This is a genomic window from Devosia algicola, assembly GCF_028816455.1.
GTDB classification, from domain to species: Bacteria; Pseudomonadota; Alphaproteobacteria; order Rhizobiales; family Devosiaceae; genus Devosia; species Devosia algicola.
The window spans coordinates 1,121,703-1,142,629 of sequence record NZ_CP118246.1; the positions used below are offsets into that span (position 1 = coordinate 1,121,703).

17 protein-coding genes, 2 tRNA genes and 5 pseudogenes are annotated in these 20,927 nt (G+C 55.5%); 4 read left to right on the forward strand and 20 right to left on the reverse strand.

Annotation, left to right across the window (positions count from 1 at the left end; all coding sequences use genetic code 11):
• The 5 genes and pseudogenes from PSQ19_RS05855 to PSQ19_RS05875 form a co-directional block, all read right to left on the reverse strand.
• Nucleotides 1-1,107 (reverse strand): transporter substrate-binding domain-containing protein, encoded by a 1,107-nt coding sequence (locus PSQ19_RS05855; protein ID WP_282219989.1) that lies wholly within the window; start codon nt 1,105-1,107, stop codon nt 1-3.
• Between the two features lie 84 nt (nt 1,108-1,191).
• On the reverse strand, nt 1,192-1,992 hold the full coding sequence (locus PSQ19_RS05860; protein ID WP_282219990.1) for an amino acid ABC transporter ATP-binding protein: 801 nt from the start codon (nt 1,990-1,992) through the stop codon (nt 1,192-1,194).
• 5 nt (nt 1,993-1,997) lie between these two features.
• Nucleotides 1,998-3,128: an amino acid ABC transporter permease gene (locus PSQ19_RS05865; RefSeq protein WP_407649090.1), complete on the reverse strand. Its 1,131-nt coding sequence runs from the start codon at nt 3,126-3,128 to the stop codon at nt 1,998-2,000.
• An 11-nt stretch (nt 3,129-3,139) separates the two neighbouring features.
• A complete protein-coding gene (locus PSQ19_RS05870) occupies nt 3,140-4,330 on the reverse strand; it encodes an amino acid ABC transporter permease (protein WP_282219991.1) in 1,191 nt (396 codons plus the stop codon).
• A 112-nt stretch (nt 4,331-4,442) separates the two neighbouring features.
• A pseudogene (locus PSQ19_RS05875) lies at nt 4,443-5,460 on the reverse strand (amino acid ABC transporter substrate-binding protein).
• Nucleotides 5,461-5,687: 227 nt separating this feature from the next.
• On the opposite strand from PSQ19_RS05875, the gene metC reads away from it, so the two are divergent.
• Nucleotides 5,688-6,869, forward strand: coding sequence for a cystathionine beta-lyase (gene metC / locus PSQ19_RS05880; protein ID WP_282219992.1), 1,182 nt, complete (start codon nt 5,688-5,690; stop codon nt 6,867-6,869).
• Here metC and PSQ19_RS05885 read toward each other — a convergent pair.
• Complete coding sequence (locus PSQ19_RS05885; protein WP_282219993.1) at nt 6,851-7,612, reverse strand: phosphatase PAP2 family protein; 762 nt, start codon at nt 7,610-7,612, stop codon at nt 6,851-6,853. The two genes, metC and PSQ19_RS05885, sit on opposite strands and share 19 nt — an antisense overlap.
• An 81-nt stretch (nt 7,613-7,693) precedes the next feature.
• Here PSQ19_RS05885 and PSQ19_RS05890 point away from each other — a divergent pair.
• Nucleotides 7,694-7,770, forward strand: a tRNA-Pro gene (locus tag PSQ19_RS05890).
• Nucleotides 7,771-7,843: 73 nt separating this feature from the next.
• A complete protein-coding gene (locus PSQ19_RS05895) occupies nt 7,844-8,149 on the forward strand; it encodes an ETC complex I subunit (protein ID WP_282219994.1) in 306 nt (101 codons plus the stop codon).
• 107 nt (nt 8,150-8,256) lie between these two features.
• Here PSQ19_RS05895 and PSQ19_RS05900 read toward each other — a convergent pair whose 3' ends face one another.
• The 9 genes and pseudogenes from PSQ19_RS05900 to PSQ19_RS05940 all read right to left on the reverse strand — a co-directional run bounded on the left by PSQ19_RS05900 (nt 8,257) and on the right by PSQ19_RS05940 (nt 17,808).
• Nucleotides 8,257-9,408 carry a Gfo/Idh/MocA family protein gene (locus PSQ19_RS05900; RefSeq protein ID WP_282219995.1) on the reverse strand — a complete coding sequence of 384 codons (1,152 nt, stop codon included), beginning with the start codon at nt 9,406-9,408 and terminating at the stop codon, nt 8,257-8,259.
• A 12-nt stretch (nt 9,409-9,420) separates the two neighbouring features.
• Nucleotides 9,421-10,477: pseudogene (locus tag PSQ19_RS05905) on the reverse strand (sugar phosphate isomerase/epimerase family protein).
• A gap of 183 nt (nt 10,478-10,660) precedes the next feature.
• Nucleotides 10,661-11,803, reverse strand: a complete 1,143-nt coding sequence (locus PSQ19_RS05910) for a Gfo/Idh/MocA family protein (RefSeq protein ID WP_282219996.1) — start codon at nt 11,801-11,803, stop codon at nt 10,661-10,663.
• Between the two features lie 2 nt (nt 11,804-11,805).
• On the reverse strand, nt 11,806-12,588 hold the full coding sequence (locus PSQ19_RS05915; protein WP_282219997.1) for a sugar phosphate isomerase/epimerase family protein: 783 nt from the start codon (nt 12,586-12,588) through the stop codon (nt 11,806-11,808).
• Between the two features lie 22 nt (nt 12,589-12,610).
• Nucleotides 12,611-13,360 (reverse strand): annotated as a pseudogene (locus PSQ19_RS19730) (sugar phosphate isomerase/epimerase family protein).
• A 170-nt stretch (nt 13,361-13,530) separates the two neighbouring features.
• The gene (locus PSQ19_RS05925) at nt 13,531-14,625 is read right to left on the reverse strand and encodes an ABC transporter ATP-binding protein (protein WP_282219999.1); all 1,095 of its coding nucleotides are present in this window, start codon (nt 14,623-14,625) and stop codon (nt 13,531-13,533) included.
• Nucleotides 14,626-14,629: 4 nt separating this feature from the next.
• Nucleotides 14,630-15,517: pseudogene (locus tag PSQ19_RS05930) on the reverse strand (carbohydrate ABC transporter permease).
• A 20-nt stretch (nt 15,518-15,537) separates the two neighbouring features.
• Nucleotides 15,538-16,365, reverse strand: coding sequence for a carbohydrate ABC transporter permease (locus PSQ19_RS05935; protein WP_282220628.1), 828 nt, complete (start codon nt 16,363-16,365; stop codon nt 15,538-15,540).
• Nucleotides 16,366-16,571: 206 nt separating this feature from the next.
• Nucleotides 16,572-17,808: pseudogene (locus PSQ19_RS05940) on the reverse strand (ABC transporter substrate-binding protein).
• Between the two features lie 499 nt (nt 17,809-18,307).
• On the opposite strand from PSQ19_RS05940, the gene PSQ19_RS05945 reads away from it, so the two are divergent.
• Nucleotides 18,308-18,384, forward strand: a tRNA-Arg gene (locus PSQ19_RS05945).
• Between the two features lie 73 nt (nt 18,385-18,457).
• Here PSQ19_RS05945 and PSQ19_RS05950 read toward each other — a convergent pair.
• The 5 genes from PSQ19_RS05950 to PSQ19_RS05970 are packed head-to-tail and all read right to left on the reverse strand — an operon-like array spanning nt 18,458 to nt 20,353.
• Complete coding sequence (locus tag PSQ19_RS05950) at nt 18,458-18,769, reverse strand: hypothetical protein (protein ID WP_282220000.1); 312 nt, start codon at nt 18,767-18,769, stop codon at nt 18,458-18,460.
• A complete protein-coding gene (locus tag PSQ19_RS05955; protein ID WP_282220001.1) occupies nt 18,753-19,205 on the reverse strand; it encodes a hypothetical protein in 453 nt (150 codons plus the stop codon). Before PSQ19_RS05955 ends, PSQ19_RS05950 begins: the two co-directional genes overlap by 17 nt.
• A 1-nt stretch (nt 19,206) precedes the next feature.
• Nucleotides 19,207-19,491: a hypothetical protein gene (locus tag PSQ19_RS05960; RefSeq protein WP_282220002.1), complete on the reverse strand. Its 285-nt coding sequence runs from the start codon at nt 19,489-19,491 to the stop codon at nt 19,207-19,209.
• Nucleotides 19,491-19,766, reverse strand: a complete 276-nt coding sequence (locus PSQ19_RS05965) for a hypothetical protein (protein WP_282220003.1) — start codon at nt 19,764-19,766, stop codon at nt 19,491-19,493. The genes PSQ19_RS05960 and PSQ19_RS05965 overlap by 1 nt, the downstream gene beginning before the upstream one ends.
• Nucleotides 19,763-20,353, reverse strand: coding sequence for a lysozyme (locus tag PSQ19_RS05970; protein WP_282220004.1), 591 nt, complete (start codon nt 20,351-20,353; stop codon nt 19,763-19,765). The genes PSQ19_RS05965 and PSQ19_RS05970 overlap by 4 nt, the downstream gene beginning before the upstream one ends.
• Nucleotides 20,354-20,927: the final 574 nt, after the last annotated feature.

The window sequence follows — 20,927 nt, forward strand, 5'->3', positions numbered from 1 at the left end:
CTATCGTATTGGGGGCGCATACATTTGCCCCCCATTGCTCCACAGCGCATTCTGTCCACGCAACAACGCCGCGCCGGTTTGCGGGCCAAAATTCCGATCGTACAGTTCGCCGTAGTTGCCCACAGCCTGTATCGCATCTTTCATGAAGGTCGGCGACAGCCCCAACGGCGTGCCGAAATCGCCTTCGGTGCCCAAAATGCGCCGCACCGTCTGTGTCCGCGCCGCCGAGAGCGAGTCAGTGTTGAGCGACGTAATGCCGACTTCCTCGGCATTGATCAGCGCGAACAATGTCCACTGCACGATCTTGAACCATTGGTCATCGCCGTTCCGCACCACCGGCCCCAGAAGGCTCTTTGGAAATGCGCTCGGGCAGGATGCGATGATTGGCCGGATCGGGCAGGCTGCGGCGAACCGCTTGCAATTGCCGGGCCGGTGCCGAAATCCCCTGGCACAGCCCCGCCCTGTAGGCGACGCCCAAATCTGCCACATCCTCGTACAATACCTCGGTGTAACTGGCTTGATTTGAAAAGAAAAATCCTGCAACTGTGACTGCTCATCACCACCATCGAGCACACAGATCGAAATATTGTCTAATTCATAAGCCGAAACCGCGCCCAACGATTGCGGCACCATGAAAGCCTGCCCGTCAAAAAAGGAGGTCGCCACATACCGCACGCCAAAGACGCTATCGCGTTTCTGCGTCCATGGACCATCGCGCATCATGACGTCGAGATCACCGGTTTGCAGCGGGGCAAATCTGGACTCGCCACGCAAGGGCCGAAACTCGATCATGTCTGGATTACCGAAAATCGCCGCCGCAATGGCGCGGCACAAATCGACGTCAAATCCGGACCACCGCCCATTTGCGTCCTGTTCGGCAAATCCTGGCAGCGCCGCGTTGGCACCGCAGATCAGAAAACCACGCTCCCTGACATCATCGAGTGTCGTCGCCCAGGCGCTGGTGCATACCAGCGCGATGATCCCGATGCAGACCAGAACGAGCCGGGCGGCAACCGCCACTCTATTGTTCATGATTTGCACTGGTGCCAAACTCAAAACGTCTTCCCATCGGCTCATATTGGCAAGGGTGGTGCCGGGGTCAAGCATCAACCGGGCCTTTGCCGGTCTACACACAGAACAAAGCCATCCTGACCGAAATCAGGATGGCCGAATGTGTTTTTCCCCCTTAGGCTAATGCAGTATCTGGCTCAGGAACAGCTTGGTGCGTTCGTGTTGGGGATTGGAGAAAAATTCCTCAGGCTCATTCTGCTCAATAATCTGCCCCTGGTCCATGAAGATAACCCGGTTAGCCACCTGACGGGCAAAGCCCATTTCGTGGGTGACGCAAATCATCGTCATGCCTTCTTCAGCCAGCCCCACCATCACATCCAGCACTTCCTTGATCATTTCGGGATCAAGCGCCGAGGTTGGTTCATCAAACAGCATGATCTTGGGGTTCATGCACAATGAACGCGCGATCGCGACACGCTGCTGCTGCCCGCCCGACAATTGGCCGGGAAATTTGAGCGCCTGTTCGGGAATTTTTACCCGCTCCAGAAAGTGCATGGCTGTTGCCTCGGCCTCTGCCTTCGGCGTGCCCCGTACCCAGATCGGTGCCAATGTACAATTTTCCAAAATAGACAGATGCGGAAACAGATTGAAGTGCTGGAACACCATTCCCACTTCCCGCCTGACCTCATCGACGCGTTTCAAATCGCTGGTCAATTCAACATCATTGACAATGATCTGACCCTTTTGGTGCTCCTCCAAACGATTGACGCAGCGGATCAGGGTTGATTTACCCGATCCCGAAGGACCCGCGATAACGATGCGTTCACCACGCATGACCCGCAAATTGATATCGCGCAACACGTGAAAATCGCCATACCATTTGTGCATGTCGACGACATCGATCGCCACATCGGTGTCCGAAACCGTCATTTTGGACCGGTCCACCGCCGCCGCGCCCTGGTTTGTTTCTTGAACGCTCATCTGCGCTACCTCTTATGTCCAGTGTCGAGTCGGCGCTCGGTGAAGATCGAGTAGCGCGACATTGAAAAGCAAAAAATCCAGAAAACCATCGCGGCGAATATATAGCCGGTGATCGCTTGGTGTGGGCCCGCCCATTTGAGATCCGAACTGGACGATTGCACCGTTTGCAACAGATCGAAAATGCCAACGATCGAAACCAGCGACGTGTCCTTGAACAAGGCAATAAAGCTGTTCACGATGCCTGGAATGACGTGTTTCAACGCCTGTGGCAGGATTATGAGCAACATGGATTTCCAATAGTTCAAACCCATGGCACTTGCCGCTTCGTACTGCCCGCGAGGCAAGGCCTGCAAGCCTCCGCGCACTACCTCGGCCAGATACGCCGCCGAGAACAGTGACACGCCAACCAGTGCCCGTAACAGTTTGTCGACCGTCATACCGGTCGGCACGAACAGCGGCAACATGACCGAGGCCATGAACAATACTGTAATCAGCGGCACCGCGCGCCAAAGCTCAATGAACATGATGCTAAGCGATTTGATCACCGGCAGATTGGATTGTCGGCCCAAAGCCAGAACGATCCCGATCGGCAGTGACACCACAATGCCGGTGATGCCAATGATCAGCGTGACCGTCAGACCGCCCCAGTTTTCCGTTGGCACGGAACTGAGCCCGAAAAGGCCGCCATTGAGCAAGATGAACGCAATGATCGGATAGACGACGAAAAACAGGATTGCGTTGAGCACTTTGCCGGGCAGATCGAGCCAGAGCAGAGGCACGATGAGTACGATACCAAGGACGAAACAAATATTGACCCGCCACTGCTCCTCCAGCGGATAGAATCCGTAGATGAAGAAATTTATGCGCGCCCAGATAAAGGCCCAGCAGGCCCCTGCGCCCTCTACGCGACAGGCCTCGCCATTCTCGGCGATAAACACAGCCTTGCCGATCATGAAATTGTAGAGCGGCGGCACCGCCCATACCAGCAACAGCACACCCAGAATGGTGAGCACCGAATTGCCCGGCGTCGAGAACAGATTTTTCTTAATCCATCCGACGAAGCCAACACTGTTGCCGGGCGCTGGCGCCGCCTCTTCCATGTCGGTACGAACAAAGTTGAACGATTGTACAGCCATCTTCGCGCCCCCTACCGCTCAACCAGCGCAACGCGCGCATTGTACCAGTTCATGAATGCCGACGTCAGCAACGACAGCGTGAGATAGACCATCATGGTCACGAACACGACCTCGATGGCACGACCCGTCTGATTGAGTGTTGTGCCCATGAAAACCGAAACCAGTTCGGGATATCCGATGGCGGCGGCCAGCGATGAGTTCTTGGTCAAGTTTAGATATTGGCTCGTCAGCGGCGGAATGATGACCCGCATTGCCTGCGGAATGACAACCAATCGCAATCTGTCGCCTTCGCGAAGTCCCAGCGCTGCCGCAGCTTCGGTCTGTCCGTGACTGACCGCCTGAATGCCCGAGCGTACGATTTCGGCAATGAAGGTGGATGTATAAAGGATCAGACCTACCAGCAACGCGACAAATTCAGGTGGCAAAGAAATGCCTCCTTTGAAGTTGAAGCCGGCCAGCTTGGGGATATCCAATTCAACATTGGTGCCTGAAACCAGCCAGACTATCGCCGGCAGCGCGATCAGCACCGCCGCGCTGGTAATAAGGGTTGGAAAGCGCTGCCCTGTTGCCTCGAGACGCTTCCGCGCCCACTTGGCCAGAACAATGCTGCCTGCGATTGCCAAGACAATAGCAATCACCACCAGAAAGAACTTGTCGTCAAATACCGGGCGCGGAATGTTAAGACCACGATTGTTGAGCGCAAACTCGCCGAAAAATATGAAGCTTTCCTTCACCGAAGGCATGGTCTTGAGTACGGCAAAGTACCAGAAGAACAATTGCAGCAGCAGCGGGATATTACGTAGCGTCTCGATATAGATGACCGCCAGACGCGAAATGATCCAATTGCTCGACAGCCTGGCGATGCCGAGAATGAAACCCCAGATTGTCGCGAAAATAATGCCGAGTACGGACACAAGCAGTGTGTTCAGCAGCCCAACGACAAATGCCTCCCAGTATTCGGAGGCGCGACTATAGGGAATTAGGGTGAAGAAAATATCGAATCCGGATGTCGCGAAAAAGAAGTCAAAACCGGTAGTCTTGTTCTGTCGCGCCAGGTTTTCTGCGGTATTCTGACCAATAAACCAGATGAAAAGGAGCACTGCCGCTGCCACAATCAGCTGGTAGAGCCGCCCTCGAATGACTGGATCGTTAAAAAATGACGTTTTTGGCGCCGGAGCGCGCTCTGAGTCCTGTGCGGACATAAAACCCCCGTTAAATGCGAGCTCGACTTGATGAATTCCGCGCCGTCTGCCCTGTGGCGTCGAAATGAAGAACCCGGCTCTCTTTCGAAAGCCGGGTCAAAGTCTTTAAGCCTTAACGGATTGGCGGAGCATACTGGATGCCGCCCTGTGTCCAGAGCGCATTGATGCCGCGTTCCAGACCAATTGGCGTGCTTGGACCGACGTGACGCTCATAGATCTCGCCGTAATTGCCAATGTGCTTGATGATATTGTACGCCCAACTCTTGTCCAGGCCCAGCGGCGTACCGAAGTCACCCTCTACGCCGAGGATACGCTTGATGGACGGATTGTCCGATCCCAGCATTTCGTCGACGTTGGCCTGGGTGATGCCCAGTTCCTCAGCATCGAGCAGAGCGAAGTACACCCAGCGAGCGATGTTGAACCATGTATCGTCACCCTGACGAACGGATGGCCCAAGCGGCTCCTTGGAGATGATCTCTGGCAGGATCTTGTAATCATCGGGAACGGCGAACTTGGTGCGTTCCGATGCAAGTGCCGAAGAGTCAGTGGTGTAAACATCACAACGACCGTCTTCGAATGCCTTCACAACTTCGTCCTGATCCACGAAAACGATCGGATCATATTCAAGATTGTTGGCAGCGAAATAGTCAGCCGCATTGAGCCTCGGTTGTTGTACCCGATTCGATACACACCGCGGCACCAGACAGATCAAGCGCCGAATCAATGCCATCGGCCTTGCGGACCATGAAGCCCTGGCCGTCATAGAACATGGTCCCGGCGAAGTTGATGCCCAACGTAGTATCGCGGCTCATCGTCCATGTCGTTGTACGCGACAAAATGTCAATTTCGCCCGACGACAGCGCAGCAAAGCGCTCAGTCGACGTCAACGGCGTGTAGCGGACAGCGTCAGCATCGTTAAAGATAGCTGCTGCAACCGCGCGACAATAGTCGACTTCAAGACCAGACCAGTTGTTGTCTGCGTCCGGTGCCGAGAATCCGGCAACACCGCCGGTTACACCGCACTGCAGGTAGCCTTTGGCTTTTACGTCAGCCAGCGTATCGGCGTGCGCAGCCGTAGCTGCGAGGCCAAGCGTCGCGGCCAACGCAATAGTAACGAACTTTTTTTGCATGTTTATGCCTTTTGTTTCCTGTCCCTGTCACCAATAGCAACGCAAGCATTTTTGCTTGTCAGTTGCTGTGGTGGCTCCCGCTGCCTTTCATGGCAACTGGGATGCTGGTATGCATCGAAACCTCTATTGACGGTTACGTCAAGGGCAGATGCGTAGATGAGACAATACTACTGTCTCTTTATTAGCCATTATTCCGAGAGTGATTTGATTTTGTGCAGGACCAATACATGAACCACGACCCTTCCCGCGACGATTCCAGCCAACCTGTTGAAACAATTCTCACCCACGGCGGTCGACATCCTGAATACCAGTTCGGGTTCGTCAACACCCCTGTCTACCGGGGCTCCACCGTCCTGTTCAAGACTTTGGCTGACCTTGACGCCCAGTCACAGCCCTATCTGTACGGCCGTGCTGGCAATCCCACCACCGAAGGTGTCGAAGCTGTAATCACGCAGCTCGAGGGCGCCTTTCGCACCAGATTGGTGCCATCGGGGCTATCGGCCATTACAATTGCGTTGTTGAGTTGCCTGTCAAATGGCGACGAAGTCCTGATTTCCGATAGCGCCTATGACCCGGCCCGAAAGTTCGCCGACGGTTTTTTGGCGCGGATGGGCGTGAGCGTCCGCTACTTTGATCCGCACATTGGCGAGAATATAGGCGAGCATATTTCGTCCAATACCAAGGCCATTCTGGCCGAAAGCCCCGGATCACTCACCTTTGAAATCCAGGACATCCCCGCCATTTCGCGTGTTGCAAAATCGGCTGGCGTCAAACTGATCGTCGATAATAGTTGGGCCAGCCCACTATATTGCCAACCGATCAAACTTGGCGCGGACCTTGTCGTGCATGCCGGTACAAAAATGTTCGTTGGCCATTCCGATGCATTTGCCGGCACAATTTCAGCAACCGAGTCCTGCTGGGAAAATGTCGAAACGACCCGAGCCGCGCTGGGATTTTTTACCTCCGGCGACGACGCTTTTCTGGTGGCACGCGGACTGCGAACATTATCGATTCGGATGAAAGAGCACCAGCAACGGGCGTTCGAAATCGCGCGCTGGCTCGAATCGCAGCCAGAAGTCGAATCGGTGTTGCATCCCGCCCTCCCCAGCCATCCGGATCACGCCTTGTGGAAACGCGATTTTTCTGGCTCTGGCAGCCTGTTCTCCATGCTGCTCAAGACAGCGCCACGCGCTGCCGTTGCCGCCTTCGTCGACAATATGCGCCTGTTCAGCATGGGCTACTCCTGGGGTGGCTACGAAAGTCTATGCCTGCCAACCAAGCCCCGTCGCACCGTGCGGCCGTGGGATCATGCTGGAAATCTGTTCAGGCTGCACATCGGGTTCGAGGATGTCGAGGACCTCAAAGCCGACCTCGACGCAGCATTGATCCGCTACGGGCGCGCGCGCTGAAAAAGATTGGGGAGTGCCTGCAATGGACGGCGCTGGATAGTGCCGTCCGGCGCCCGCCCAAATACCCAGTTCTTGCCGGCAAAGAAATTGCGTACCGCATAGGCACCCAACGTGCCAACGACCATGCCCCCGAGCACATCCGTGGGGTAGTGTGCCCCAACCGGTACACGAGAAATGCCTACTGCGATGCCGATGATCAGAAACGGCACAAATAATCGTGGCGCTAGAAAGCCGATCACAAATGCCACTGCCATGGCGGTGGTGGTATGCCCCGAAGGAAAACTCTGGTGCGTCCAGTCATTCAAAATGCTCTGAAAGTTGAACGCGCCGACATCGTCAAACAGAACAGGTCGCCCTCGCCCCACCAAGCGCTTGATCAGGTTGGATGCCAAACCAGGCACGCCGACACCGAGAAATATAAAGGCTGAATATAACCGAACCTCCAGCGCCGCCGGGCGATACCGCGCCGCCAAAACCATACCGGCCAATAACGACAGAATCAAAGCCGCCAAACTGGGAATCAGCACCCAATCTGACAGGCCGTAATCGGTAATGATCGCAAAGGGTCGTCGCCAGGACTCTGGCCAGTGGATTGCACCCTGTGATGCGGGAACATCCAACCCGACAGTGATTGCGAGCAGGACCACAAATCCCACCCCGAATAGTGGCCAATTGCGCGAATTGAGACCCAGCGGCCAGCGTGACGTAAGATTTATCATGCGGCTCTTTTCGGATTCCAACATGGTTTCGTCAATAGGGCGCAGAAAGGTGGTGGCATGCACTTGCCCTTTGCAATCGAACCCTGTATCGGGTGGCAGCGATGACGGAGTGTAGCTCAGCCTGGTAGAGCACTGGTTTTGGGAACCAGGGGTCCAAAGTTCGAATCTTTGTACTCCGACCATCGCCCTTATTGACGACAGGAGCCAGTCGGGAAAACCGGTGCGTTCCTAAGCCCACAATGTCAGGGAACGAGCATGTCTGCACGTATTTATCGACCGGCGAGAAACGCCATGCAGTCGGGCACGGGCAACACTAGGCAGTGGGTTCTTGTATATGACCCTGCGCTCGCCCGCGAAATTGAACCTTTGATGGGATATACCGCTTCTGCGGACATGAAGCAGCAGATCCGCCTGTCATTTGATACGCTGGAAGAGGCTGAGGGCTATGCGCAAAAAAACGGTATCCCCTACGCGGTACAACCGGCGCACGAGGCAACCCGCAAGCGCGTAAGCTATACCGACAATTTCCGCGCCGATCGCAAGACGCCCTGGACGCACTGATTTTTCATTTATAGTTTGAAAAAGCCTCCACAATTGCTTGCGGAGGCTTTGTTATTTCTATGCGTATCGCGGTGAACGTCGCCGCTGTCGTGGCAGTCAAACGCGTCTCAAACCTCGCTCAGCTTGGTCCAACGCCCCTCATTTTTGCTCGATTCCACCGATGCAATGATAAATTCCATCCCCTCGACACCGTCCGCCATGCTCGGGAGCAGATCGGCATAAGCCGCCCCGTCACCCCGAATGATGTCGGCGAACTGACTGTATAGCGTTGCAAATGCTTCCAGATACCCCTCTGGATGCCCGGCGGGCACGCGAACATTCATGCTCGCAGCGGCGTCGCCTGAAATTGCGCCCCCGCGTGTCAATAGCTGCCGCGGCTTGCCGAACTCGCTGAACCACATCTGGTTAGGATTGTCCTGTCGCCACTCAAGGCCCCCTTTGTCCCCATAAACTCGCAGCTGCAGGCCGTTTTCATTGCCAACAGCGACCTGGCTCGCCCACAGCATACCGCGCGCCCCACCGTCGAACCGCAGCATGATATGCACATTATCGTCCAATTGGCGTCCCGGTACAAAACTGGTCAAATCCGCCGCGACCGCTTCGGTTTTAAGGCCAGTGACAAACCGCAGGAGATTGTAGGCGTGCGTGCCGATATCGCCGATGGCGCCACCAGCACCCGAGCGATTTGGGTCAGTGCGCCACGACGCCTGCTTGTTGTCCGCATCGGCGGCTTCGGTTAACCAATCCTGCGGATATTCCGCCTGGACAACCCGAATTTTGCCCAGGGCGCCCGACGCCACCAGTTCACGCGCCTGGCGCACCAGCGGGTAGCCGGTGTAATTGTGGGTCAACAGGAATTTGGCGCCCCTGGCAGGCTTGATCGCTGCCAATTTTCGGGCATCTTCCAAAGTCGCGGTCAACGGCTTGTCGCAAATGACATGAATTCCCGCCTCCAAAAAGGCCTTGGCGGGGCCAAAATGCATATGGTTCGGTGTAACGATCGAAACCGCCTCGATCCCATCCGCACGAGCCGCCTCCGCCTTGGCCATTTCCGCATAGTCGGTATAGATACGATCGTCCGCCAACCCAAGATTGCGCCCGGATTCCATGGCAACATCGGGACGCGACGACAATGCCCCGGCGACCAAGTCATAGTCACCATCGATGCGCGAGGCGACGCGGTGCACATAGCCGATAAACGCGCCAGTGCCGCCGCCAACCATGCCAAGTCGAATTCGCCGTGATCCATTTTCAGCCATTCTCAGATCTCCTCAACCCAGACCAAGCATTTTGCGATTGGCAGCGCTATCGGTTCCAGATGACGCAAAATCATCAAACGCCTTCTCCGTCACCCGAATGATGTGGCTTTTGATGAATTCAGCGCCTTCACGCGCGCCGTCTTCTGGATGCTTGATGGCGCATTCCCATTCAAGAACCGCCCAACCAGCAAAATCATACTGCGCCATTTTTGAGAAAATAGAGGCGAAGTCGACCTGTCCGTCGCCCAGCGAGCGGAAACGCCCGGCCCGATCAATCCAGGCTCTGATAGCCGCCATAAACGCCCTGCCGCCCGGTCGGGTTGAACTCGGCATCCTTGACGTGGAACATTCTGATGCGCTCGTGATAAATGTCGATGTAATCGAGATAATCGAGCTGCTGCAGTACAAAATGGCTCGGATCATAAAGCAGATTGGCGCGTGGATGGTTCTTGACCCGTTCGAGGAACATCTCGTAGGTCACCCCGTCGTGCAGATCTTCGCCGGGATGAATTTCGTAGCAGAGGTCAACGCCGTTTTCGTCCATGGCGTTAAGAATGGGCAGCCAGCGACGCGCCAATTCGTCGAACGCCTCCTCGACCAGACCGGCGGGACGCTGTGGGAACGGGTAGAGAAACGGCCATGCCAGTGCGCCCGAAAAGGTCGCATGTTCGCTCAGGCCGAAATTCTTTGAGGCCTTTGCCGCCCAGTGCAGTTGCTGGACAGCCCATTCCTGCCGCGCCTTGGGATTGCCATGAACGCTGGCGGGCGCGAAGCCGTCCAGCATCGTGTCATAGACAGGATGGGCCGCCACTAATTGGCCCTGCAAATGTGTGGACAACTCGGTGATTTCAACGCCGTGCTTTGCGGCTGTTCCGGCCAACTCGTCGCAATAGGTCTTGGACGTCGCCGCCTTTTCAAGATCAATCAGACTGCCAACCCATGTGGGTACCTGGACGCCCTTGTAACCAAGACCTGCGGCCCATTTGCAAATATTGTCAAAAGTGTCGAACGGCGCTGTGTCCCCCGCAAACTGTGCCAGGAAAATTGCGGGCCCTTTGATGGTACGCATGACGTGCTCCTCTATTGTCTGGCGCTGCCCCACCGGGACGGCATGACACTGGTTCTAACTGCTCGGCTGCGCACCGGCAAGATTTTGATGATCGTACCTCAAAATACCCGCCTCGAATCCCATTCTGTCACGCGAGTTGACTTCGGCCCCATCAGGCGCCGAAATCACACTCGGACGACCTGTTCAGTCCTTGAGTAGTGCCCGCGCAGCATCTGGTCCGAGCGCCAACGGACGCTCGCAAGTCGTCGTCAGGATCTGCACCTGTCCCGTTTCTCCCGCGACCAGCAAAGACGTCATCACATCAACTGCGTGCAACGCCACATCCAGCCCGCACCGCGCCTTGTACCCACCATCGATTGAGGCGATCATGTCCGCCAATCCGGCCGTACGATAGTTCGCACGTGGCATCGGCTTGTCGAGATCCTGATTGGCGACGCCGAACGGATGCGCCCATGGCGTAACCTTGTCCTTGTTGCCTGCAATGTCGGTCGTCACCAGATCGCCACCGAAGAAATTTGGGTCAGGAACGTACATCGATCCATCGGTGCCGTATAGTTCAATGTTGTGGTGCCCATGGCTGGCGACGTCCCAACTGGCACCCAGGGTGACGATTGCACCGTTGTGGAATTCAAGCACGCCATGGATTGTTGTCGGCGTGCCCACCTTGACGAAGGTGCCCTTGTTCGGTCCTTCCGCCGTAACCTCGCGCTCCTCTCGCGCCATGTTTGAAAAGGCGGTAACCCGCTTCACCGGCCCCAGCAGGTGGATGAGATCGGTCACATAATAGGGCCCAATATCAAGCACCGGGCCCGCACCAACCTGGAAGAAGAAATCCGGATTGGGGTGCCAATGCTCCATGCCCCGGCTCATCACGTGGGTTGTGCCACTCATGATCTTTCCAAGTTTGCCGCTGTCGATGATATCGCGCGCCTGTTGATGCGCTCCACCCAGAAAGGTGTCGGGGGCACTACCAACCTTGAGGTTACGGGACTCCGCCGCACCCTTGAGCTTTTCACCCTCCTCAAGTGTCAGAACAAATGGCTTTTCGGAATAGGCGTGTTTGCCTGCCGATACGATATCCATGGAAACCGAATAGTGTGTAGCCGGAATCGTTAGATTAACAATGACATCCAACTCACTGTTTTTAAGCAGTTCGTCGGGCGTTTGAGCCGCAACACCAAACTCGTCCGCCCGCTTCTTGGCTGCCTCCGGAATAATGTCGGCCACCGCCCGCACATCCAGCCCCTTGAATAAGGGTGCCAACCGCAGATAGGCAGATGAAATATTGCCAGCACCCATGATGCCGACGCCGTAGGTTTTAGACATTCTCAGACTCCAAAAGAATTGACTGCGGCAATGGACCGCTTCGCAAAGCGGCTGACGTCGCTGGGATTGTCGTGCTCTGCAACGAAATAACGTGCCTTGGTATGGGCTTTGACGTACTTGAGCAAGTCCTGCCACGGCAGGCGCCCGTGCCCGACATCGGCCCAGCCATCTTCGTCAGCGTTCTCCCCCTCGGGCGCCAGATCCTTGACATGCACGGCAAAAATCCGATCACCATTGGCTTTGAGCCAAGGAAACGGATCGGCATTGCCGCGATAAATCCAGGCAATATCTACTTCGGCGCTGATGTCGGGCGCCGCAGCGAGCAGCACATCCATTGGATAGCGACCATCAGGCAGCGCCGCGAACTCGAAATCGTGGTTGTGGTAGCCAAATGTGATACCGGCTTTGGTGAAGGGTTCGGACAGCGCCGCGAGTTTTTCGCCAAATGACTGCCACCCGGCGGCGGTTGCCGGCCGCTGGTCAGGTGCCAGCCACGGACACATGAAAGCCTTTGTGTCCAGCACTTCTGCTATCTGCAGCGCCCGCTCCGGCTGTTCCAACAAGTCAAGCCCAACATGAGCCGTCGGCATTGAAAGCCCGTTGGCATCCATCTGGGCCTTGAGGCCGGGCAAATCGCCATAAAGCCCACCCAGACCACCGTCCGTCGCGGCATAATCAAGGCCACCATAGCCCTCTACATATTTATAGCCCAGCGCACCGACGGTTTTGAGTACCTCATCGAGCGGATAATTGCGCGCGCTGAACAGCTGAAATGAAAGATCCATTTTTGTCTCCCTATAGAACGAACTACCAGCCCTTGGCAGCATCAAATGACCGACGCGCGAAACGTTCCGCGTCGGAGGGATTGTCGTGCTCCGCGACGAAATATTGGGCCCGGGTTTTGCTTGTTACGTCCTTGATAAGATTGTCCCAATCCAAGGTGCCCTGCCCCACATCGGCCCAACCATCCTCGTCCAGCGCCTCACCCGTCGGGGCAATATCCTTTACGTGCACCGCCGTTATACGCTCCCCATATTTGTCGAACCATTCATTGGGATTGGCATTGCCGCGGGCGATCCAGGCAATATCGGCTTCCCATTCGATATTTGGCGCGGTGGCCAGAATTATATCCATCGGGGTGCGACCGGAGCCTGGTCTTGGCGAACTCAAAATCATGATTGTGCCAACCAAATCCATAACCCGCCTTGGTATATATCTCGCCCAGTTCGGCCAACGTCTCGCCAAGGGCCACCCATTTGGCATCGTCACCAGTGCGTTCTTCTTTGGGGATGGCGGGGCAAAACAATTTCTTCATGCCCAGCGTTTCCGCCGTCTTCAACGCCGTTGCCGTGTCTTGGAGCCTGAGGCAGGCCAAAATGACCCGTTGGCATTGAAAGTCCGTGCTTTGAAAGGCTTGCCGCAAGCGCGGCAGGGTCGGAATAGAGCCCACCAAACCCTTCCACTTGCGCGTATCCAAGCGCACTCAGCTTGCCAAGAAAGTTGTCGAGTGAAGCGACATTGCGTGCACTATAGAGCCTGGAATGACAGTTGGGTCATTTGATTGCCTCATGGGTTGGATTGGTGCGGCCTCGAGCGCGAGACAACGCAATAATATGATTTTCGGGCCCCGTCCCGCCGCGCGGAAAGCTCAATTGGGCGCAAAGTAACATCGCTACAAAATGCCTGATTGGGGTGCCGGTGAATCGGCACCCCGGAAGACTAATCTGTTACAGTCTGTTAGTGGTTTCGGCGCTGAACAGTGAACCGCGTTCGACATCAAAGCCCACCGGCAATTTTTGCCCCGCTTCGAGTAACACATCGCTGTCGCAGCGGAATGTCACCGACTTGCCACAGATATTGGTCCATGCCAGCGTGTCCGATCCCATCGGCTCGACAATTTCGATTTCTGCTTCAGCCTGAAAGGTCATGGTCTTTGCGTGATCGCCGATCACAATGTGTTCCGGCCGCACGCCCAGCACCGCCGCCATTGGTTTTGAGTCAGGGACTGTGTCAAACTTGTAGTTGCGCGCCGGGATCTTGGTGCCATCATCGGCGGTAAACACCGGCTCCGTCCCACCGCTCAGCGACCCCTCGAAAAAGTTCATTGAAGGTGAGCCGATAAAACCGGCGACATAGAGATTGACCGGACGGTTATAGATAACGTGCGGGGTATCCAGCTGCTGTATGACCCCGCCCTTCATCACCGCGATGCGATCCGCCAGCGTCAACGCCTCGATCTGGTCGTGCGTCACATAGATCATTGTGTTCTTCAACCGTTGATGCAGCCGCTTGATTTCGACCCGCAGATCAGAGCGCAATTTCGCGTCCAGATTTGAGAGCGGTTCGTCAAACAGAAACACATCTACGTCGCGTACCAAAGCCCGGCCGATGGCCACGCGCTGGCGTTGCCCACCTGAAAGATTTGCTGGTTTGCGCTGCAACAACGGCCCGATTTGCAAAATCTCCGCCGCGCGGCTGACGCGCTTCTCGATCTCGTCCTTTTTCATCCCCGAGACGCGCAGACCGAACGAAAGGTTCCGTTCAACGCTCATCTGGGGATAAAGCGCATAGGACTGGAACACCATGCCAATGCCGCGGTCCTTGGGTTGCTCCCAGGTGACATTCTTGCCGCCGATAAAAATCTGCCCTTCGCTAACGTCGAGCAACCCCGCGATACAGTTCAGCAACGTTGATTTCCCGCACCCCGAAGGCCCGAGCAGAACGATGAATTCGCCCTGCCCGATATCCAGGTCAAGATGCTGCAGCACTTTCACATGGCCAAAATTGAGCGAAAGATCCTTGATAGAAACACTATGTTGCATCTGCTTAACCCTTCACGGCGCCTGCGGCGATGCCGCGTACGAACCATTTTCCCGAAACGAAATAGACGATGAGTGGCACAGCGCCGGTCAGAATGGTCGCCGCCATATTGACATTGTATTCCTGAACGCCCTGCACCGAATTGACGATATTATTGAGCCTGCACCGTCATCGGATAGTTGGTGGTACCGGCGAACACGACCCCGAAAAGGAAGTCGTTCCAGATCCCGGTAACCTGCAGGATGACCGCCACCACAAATATCGGTAGCGACATTGGCACCATGATTTCGAAGAAAATGCGCCAGAATCCTGCGCCATCGACGCGCGCCGCCTTGAACAATTCCGGCGGCAGCGAGGCAAAGTAATTTCGAAACAATAGTGTCAGTATCGGCATGCCGAAGATCGTATGGATCAACACAACACCCTGCAACGTGCCGAAAACCTTGAGTTGCGCAGTGATGATGACCAATGGATAGAGCATGACCTGATAGGGTATGAACGAGCCAAACAAGAGCACGGTGAAGAATATTTCTGATCCCTTGAACCGCCAATTCACCAGCGCATAGCCGTTCACGGCAGCGATCAGCACCGAGATGATGGTGCTGGGAACGGTGATCTTGACCGAGTTCCAGAAACCCGGTTTCAGCCCTTCGCAATAAAGTCCGGTGCAGGCGCTGTCCCAGGCTTTGACCCACGGCGCAAAGGTCACCTCCATCGGCGGCGCGAAAATATTACCCAACCGGACTTCGGGCATGCCCTTCAGTGACGTGGTTATCATCACATAGAGCGGAAAGAGATAGTAGAGCGCTGCAAACAGCAACACCGAATAGGTGACGATGCGTGAGGTGGTAAAAAGCTCTTCGGCTTCGGCCCGCTGGGCTCAATATTTGACATTGGTGGCTCCCGACCTGACCTTAACTGTGACTCTTGGGACGGAACTCGATCAGCATCCACGGAATGAGGATGATGAACACCGTCAGCAGCATCACTGAGGATGCGGCCAGCCCCTGGCCCAGATTGCCGGCACCAAACATGTAATTGTAAACATACTTTGCCGGCACCTCAGAGGAGATACCGGGCCCACCTTGTGTCATCGCCACCACAAGGTCATAGAGTCTGACAATGCCCGATCCGACGATAACCAGGGTGGTCACGATCACCCCGCGCATCATAGGCAACACCACGAAAATATAGGTTTTCCATGTTGGAATGCCGTCTACGCGAGCGGCCTTCCATATCTCTTCGTCAATGCCGCGCAATCCGGCCAGAAGCAGAACCATCACAAACCCGGTGCCTTGCCACAACCCTGCAATGACCAATGCATAAACCACCATGTTGCGGTTTTTGAGCCAATCAAAGGTGAAGCTGGTAAAACCCCAACTTTGCACCGCCGCCTGCAACCCGAATGCCGGATTCATGATCCATTGCCACACAAGGCCCGTCACAATGAACGAAAGCGCGAACGGATAGAGAAATACCGTTCTAAAGGCGCTTTCGAAGCGAATTTTCTGGTCCATGAAGACGGCCAGCAGAAAGCCGACCACCATGGTGAAGCACAGGGACGTCACCCCATAAGTCATGATGTTGAGGACAGACGCATTCCAGCGACGGTTGGAAAAGAGGCGTGTATATTGGTCGAACCCGACCAACTCGCCCGACGGCAGCGAGCGCGAGTTGGTAAACGAGTAAAATATGGTCCACGCAGTGCAACCGATAAAAACAATCAACACAGTCATTATCATCGGCGTCGCCGCCAGTTTGGCGCTAAAGTTGCGAACAAACAGATTATGAAATAAGCGCCTCGATCCGTTCGCGGCAGAACCTGCCGATGCCGAACGCGAATGGCTCAGGTCGGCCATGCAACCAACCTCCTCATGCTTGGATTTCAAGAGTGGCCGGCCAGGATATCTCCCAACCGGCCACGATCTAATTCAGCTAAGCAAACCGCTTAATCTGCCGAACTCATGATGTCAGCAAACTGACCCACAAAGTCGTCGATCGACATGGACTTGTCCGAGAAGAATTCTATCTCAAGATCCTGCAGCTGCTGCTGGGTATCGCTCGAAAGCAACTGTTCGCCGGAGGGCAAAACGCCATTGGGATCTTCAAGAATTTTCAGACCCTTCTGCATGCAGGCGTTAGCCGCGCTCATATCGACGTCACCGCGAACTGGCAGCGAACCCTTCTTGAGGTTGAAGGCGACTTGAGTTTCCGGTGACAGCATGGTCTTGGCCAACACCAGCTGAGCTTCAGTGATGGCAGGATCATCATTCTTGGGGAAGTAGAATGCATCCCCACCCGTATCGAGAACGGCGTTCAATCCAAGACCTGGCAGGCAGTCATAGTCCTTGCCGGCAACCTTGCCAGCGACGGCAAACTCACCCTGGGCCCAGTCGCCCATTATATTGCCCGCTGCTGTGTTGTTGATTAGCTGCGCCGTGGCTTCGTTCCACTGCCCAACTGTTTCATTGACATCAACAGCATCACGCAGATCGGCATAGGCCTGCGCAACTTTGCGGAAATCAGGCCCTTCGACCGCCGTTACATCTTTGTCGCGATTGACTGCAAGGAAGAGATCAGTTCCACCGATACCGGCCAGAAGAACGCCAAAGATACCATTGGTTGGCCATCCCTGCGCCAACGCGAACGGAATGACGCCTGCTTCACGCAGCTTGGGGAAGTCCGCGACATACTGGTTCCAGTCGGTCGGCACTTCCATGCCATTATCCTCAAAAGCCGGACGGCTCAGCCACAGCCACTGCCATGAGTGAATATTGACAGGAACGCAGTAGAGCCTTGCCTTCGAATTCGCAGGATTCGAGCAATTTCTTCGGGCGGATAACGTCGTACCAGCCTTCGGACTTTGCCAAATCTGTTAGATCGGTCATCAGACCGGCCTTGATCAAATCCTCTGCGTCACGGCCGGTATTGAGCTGGGTCGCACCCATTGGGTTACCCCCAAGAATACGGCTGATAATCAGTGGACGGGCAACGTCGCCGGAACCGGCAATGGCGCCATCGACCCAATGATTGCCAGTCGCATCGAACGCCTTGGCGAACTCGGCAACTGCCGCCGCCTCACCACCCGACGTCCACCAATGGGTAACCTCCAGATCGGTAGCAAAAGCCGATGTGCCGCACATCAATGCAGCCGCCATTGCGGCAGCCACTGTAAATTTCTTCATATGTAAACCTCCCAACGAACTCCTGGAGCACATGGCCCCGACGAAGCATTCGGTTGACGGCATAATCCTCTATGGGAGGTTCCCGTCATCCGCCTGCAATCGATTTCAGGTTGCGTGTAGAAACCTATGCAATCGATTTCAGTAATGTCCGACACTTACCTTGCGCCTGTCAAGATCGATTCAATCGCACTGACAGACGGGGGAAAACCAATCGTCTCACACACCGACAAACAAGAAAAATACGTGTGATTTTTCCGATAGTTACAAAGAATTTGAGAATCGATTCCTCAACCTCTCTCGTGGACGACACCTCCCCAAATTGGCCCGGCAATACCTCTCTGCTGCCGAATTTTCACGCCGACCGGATCGGATTTCCGCAACCAACCAACACCCGCCGCCCAACCAACCAATTTCTGTTGCAAACAGGCCATTAGATATCCCGGAAAATGAAAACTGACCTTCATTTTCTCCCAAAATAGGCTAAACACTCCTCACAAACGGTCCCGTAGCTCAGCTGGATAGAGCAGCAGCCTTCTAAGCTGTTGGTCACAGGTTCGAATCCTGTCGGGATCGCCAAAAATACCAAAAATATCAATGTTTTCAATGGCGTTGCCCCTTACCGGGCATAAAATTGGACCATTGAATCTACTTACGAATTCCGAACGCCCCCCGCACCCTGCACGCGCATTTCCTCGCGCAGCGCATCTATTTCATCGGCGGTTCGCTTGACCTGCTCAGTCAGACTATGAACGGCCACCGACAGCCCCGACACTTCGGCGGCAGCTTCGTTCAGCGCCTTGGGGTCGACAATCACCGCAGCGACTTGCGCGGCACCGGTTGGCGGGTTTGTGCGAGAACTGCCACCCTGCGCTAGCCCAAGGTAGCGAACGCCGAATATGACCGCCAGAACAGCCCCAAACGTGACGATTGCCAATGGCGGCAAATCAGCGACTTGATCCACGGTGTTCTCCTTCGTCTCGCGCAGCACGGTGGATATTGACCAACTCGCCAAGAGCAAACAGCGGATAGACGGCCAACCAGGTGCTAAACACGCCAGACTCCAAGAACCCATAACTGATACCAAACCAGATCAGACAGCCGATGCCAGCCGATATTTGTCGGATGCGCGGCGTGACATGCTTTCTGGCCCCGTTGATGATCAACCCGGCGAACCGGGCCAGCCCAACAGCGACCATCACCATGCCGACCAGCGATTCTGAAAAGAACACGCTCGAAAACCATGAATACGCCGGGTGATCGAATATTGATCCCGGCGCCAGCAGCACGAGCCCGAACAGCATCATATGCCCGGACAGAAACCATTCCATCATTCTTGCGCCAAACCGATGCTGGACGCGCACCCATAGGCCGGGTCCAGAATGTGCTGTGAAGGTCATGTCAGTCATTCCTGCCTCTTAGTATGTCCCAAGCGGACCAAACATTGCGCTTGCGGGTTGGTGGCGGGGTATAAGGCCCGATCAGCTTGTCATCGGACGGCGGCTTGTACCGATCACGAGAGCGCCAGCCCTCACGGTAGGCGCCAAGGGTCAGGACGGCGATTGCGGCGCCCAAGACGCCCTGCCAGCCAAGATATTTGAATGCTGCCCCGATAGTGGCACCAGCAATGATGATCCAGACCCACCAGGGCACAAACCCCATGGCTATCGATATGAGCCAGTCCATCAGACGTTCTCGCCCTGATACTCGCCAACCTCTTTGCGCAGCTTGGAGACTTGCGCTTCTGGATCATGGGCCAGCACGGCAGGACGCGGGCGCATCCAGACGTTGAGAATGACAACCGCGATGGTGACAAATGGCATGTACTTCGGGGGCACAATGGTGGACCAATCAAAGCCCAGCAGCGCGAACACCAGATCGGGCGTAATGATGATGCCGAACAGCACATTCACGATCCATGTGCGCCAGCGCTTGGCATGGTTGAACAGTTCCTTGATCATGGCAGTATCCCCTTTGCTTTGAGAAATGTGACCGCAGCCGCGACAATGACCGCCAGAGCAGCAGCGAGAGCCGCCAGCGGGCTCTTGGTGGATTTGGGTGTGGAAGGGGCGGGGGCGTCGTCTAGCCCCTCAGTGGACAGGAACAGCAGCCGTTCGGCTTCCCTGCGGCGCTTGAGGCCAGCCATGGGCTTCCCGGCGGCATTGATCCACTTGCTGAATTCTTTTGACGCGCCCTTATAGTCGCCCCTGTTCAGCTTCTTGAGCAGGGTGGACTTATTGAGATTGCCCCCGCCCAGATTGAAGGTGAATGACACGAGAGCGCCGCGCTGATTTGCGTTGAGCGGAACCTTGACGGCCCGGTTAACCATTGCTTCAACGGCGCGTAAATCCTTGGCCAGAATGTCGTAAGCCTCACCCTCGCTGAACCGCTTGCTTTTGGTGTCGGCATATTTCGGATCGCCAGCCGCGTCGGTGTGACCAATGCAACAGGTTGGCACCTTCCAGCCATGAGCAGGGTCCGGGTACCAGTGGTCCACAAAACCTTCGTATTCACGCACGAGTTTAAGCGTGGCGCTGTTCAGTGCCATGTGGGTAGTCTCCAAAAATTGGGCAAAAGAAAAGGCCCCGCAAAAGCGAGACCTTGGTTGATCTACAAATCAGGGGGGAACGCTAGTTCAGCGCCCACACAGATGTATCAGTGAGCGTACCGCCCAGGGTTAATAGTTGCGACTTGAATGTGCATACAGATAGAGCGTGTCTGGCGCTCCAAGGTGTGCCCTTGATTTCTCGCCACGAAACGCCATCCTTTGACGCCCAAACATCGCTCCTATTGGCTCCGTCCCATCCGCCGAAAAGAACCAATTCGTCACCCAAAACCCCTGTGACCACGAATTGCCGGGGGGAAAACCCCCATCCGGTGTAACCTCGGTCCATGTGACACCATCGGCAGACTTCCATACATCGTTTTTATAGATGCGAGGATTACCAGCGGTATCATAGGCCCCGCCGGCAATGAGCCACATAAACCCATCTTTGACCGCACTTCCGATCATCAGCCCGCGCGGTGCCCAAGCGTTTCCGTCAGACACCTTTGTCCAGTTGGCACCGTCCGCCGATGACCAAACATCGCTATAGTATGGACCAGCGGCGCGGTTTGCTTCA

Bases quoted from the DNA above. Each gene is read 5' to 3' on its own strand.
- PSQ19_RS05855 (WP_282219989.1), bottom strand. From the start codon at position 1,107: ATGCTTGACCCCGGCACCACCCTTGCCAATATGAGCCGATGGGAAGAC.
- PSQ19_RS05860 (WP_282219990.1), bottom strand. From the start codon at position 1,992: ATGAGCGTTCAAGAAACAAACCAGGGCGCGGCGGCGGTGGACCGGTCC.
- PSQ19_RS05865 (WP_407649090.1), bottom strand. From the start codon at position 3,128: ATGGCTGTACAATCGTTCAACTTTGTTCGTACCGACATGGAAGAGGCG.
- PSQ19_RS05870 (WP_282219991.1), bottom strand. From the start codon at position 4,330: ATGTCCGCACAGGACTCAGAGCGCGCTCCGGCGCCAAAAACGTCATTT.
- metC (WP_282219992.1), top strand. From the start codon at position 5,688: ATGAACCACGACCCTTCCCGCGACGATTCCAGCCAACCTGTTGAAACA.
- PSQ19_RS05885 (WP_282219993.1), bottom strand. From the start codon at position 7,612: ATGTTGGAATCCGAAAAGAGCCGCATGATAAATCTTACGTCACGCTGG.
- PSQ19_RS05895 (WP_282219994.1), top strand. From the start codon at position 7,844: ATGTCTGCACGTATTTATCGACCGGCGAGAAACGCCATGCAGTCGGGC.
- PSQ19_RS05900 (WP_282219995.1), bottom strand. From the start codon at position 9,408: ATGGCTGAAAATGGATCACGGCGAATTCGACTTGGCATGGTTGGCGGC.
- PSQ19_RS05910 (WP_282219996.1), bottom strand. From the start codon at position 11,803: ATGTCTAAAACCTACGGCGTCGGCATCATGGGTGCTGGCAATATTTCA.
- PSQ19_RS05915 (WP_282219997.1), bottom strand. From the start codon at position 12,588: ATGGATCTTTCATTTCAGCTGTTCAGCGCGCGCAATTATCCGCTCGAT.
- PSQ19_RS05925 (WP_282219999.1), bottom strand. From the start codon at position 14,625: ATGCAACATAGTGTTTCTATCAAGGATCTTTCGCTCAATTTTGGCCAT.
- PSQ19_RS05935 (WP_282220628.1), bottom strand. From the start codon at position 16,365: ATGATAATGACTGTGTTGATTGTTTTTATCGGTTGCACTGCGTGGACC.
- PSQ19_RS05955 (WP_282220001.1), bottom strand. From the start codon at position 19,205: ATGACCTTCACAGCACATTCTGGACCCGGCCTATGGGTGCGCGTCCAG.
- PSQ19_RS05960 (WP_282220002.1), bottom strand. From the start codon at position 19,491: ATGGACTGGCTCATATCGATAGCCATGGGGTTTGTGCCCTGGTGGGTC.
- PSQ19_RS05965 (WP_282220003.1), bottom strand. From the start codon at position 19,766: ATGATCAAGGAACTGTTCAACCATGCCAAGCGCTGGCGCACATGGATC.
- PSQ19_RS05970 (WP_282220004.1), bottom strand. From the start codon at position 20,353: ATGGCACTGAACAGCGCCACGCTTAAACTCGTGCGTGAATACGAAGGT.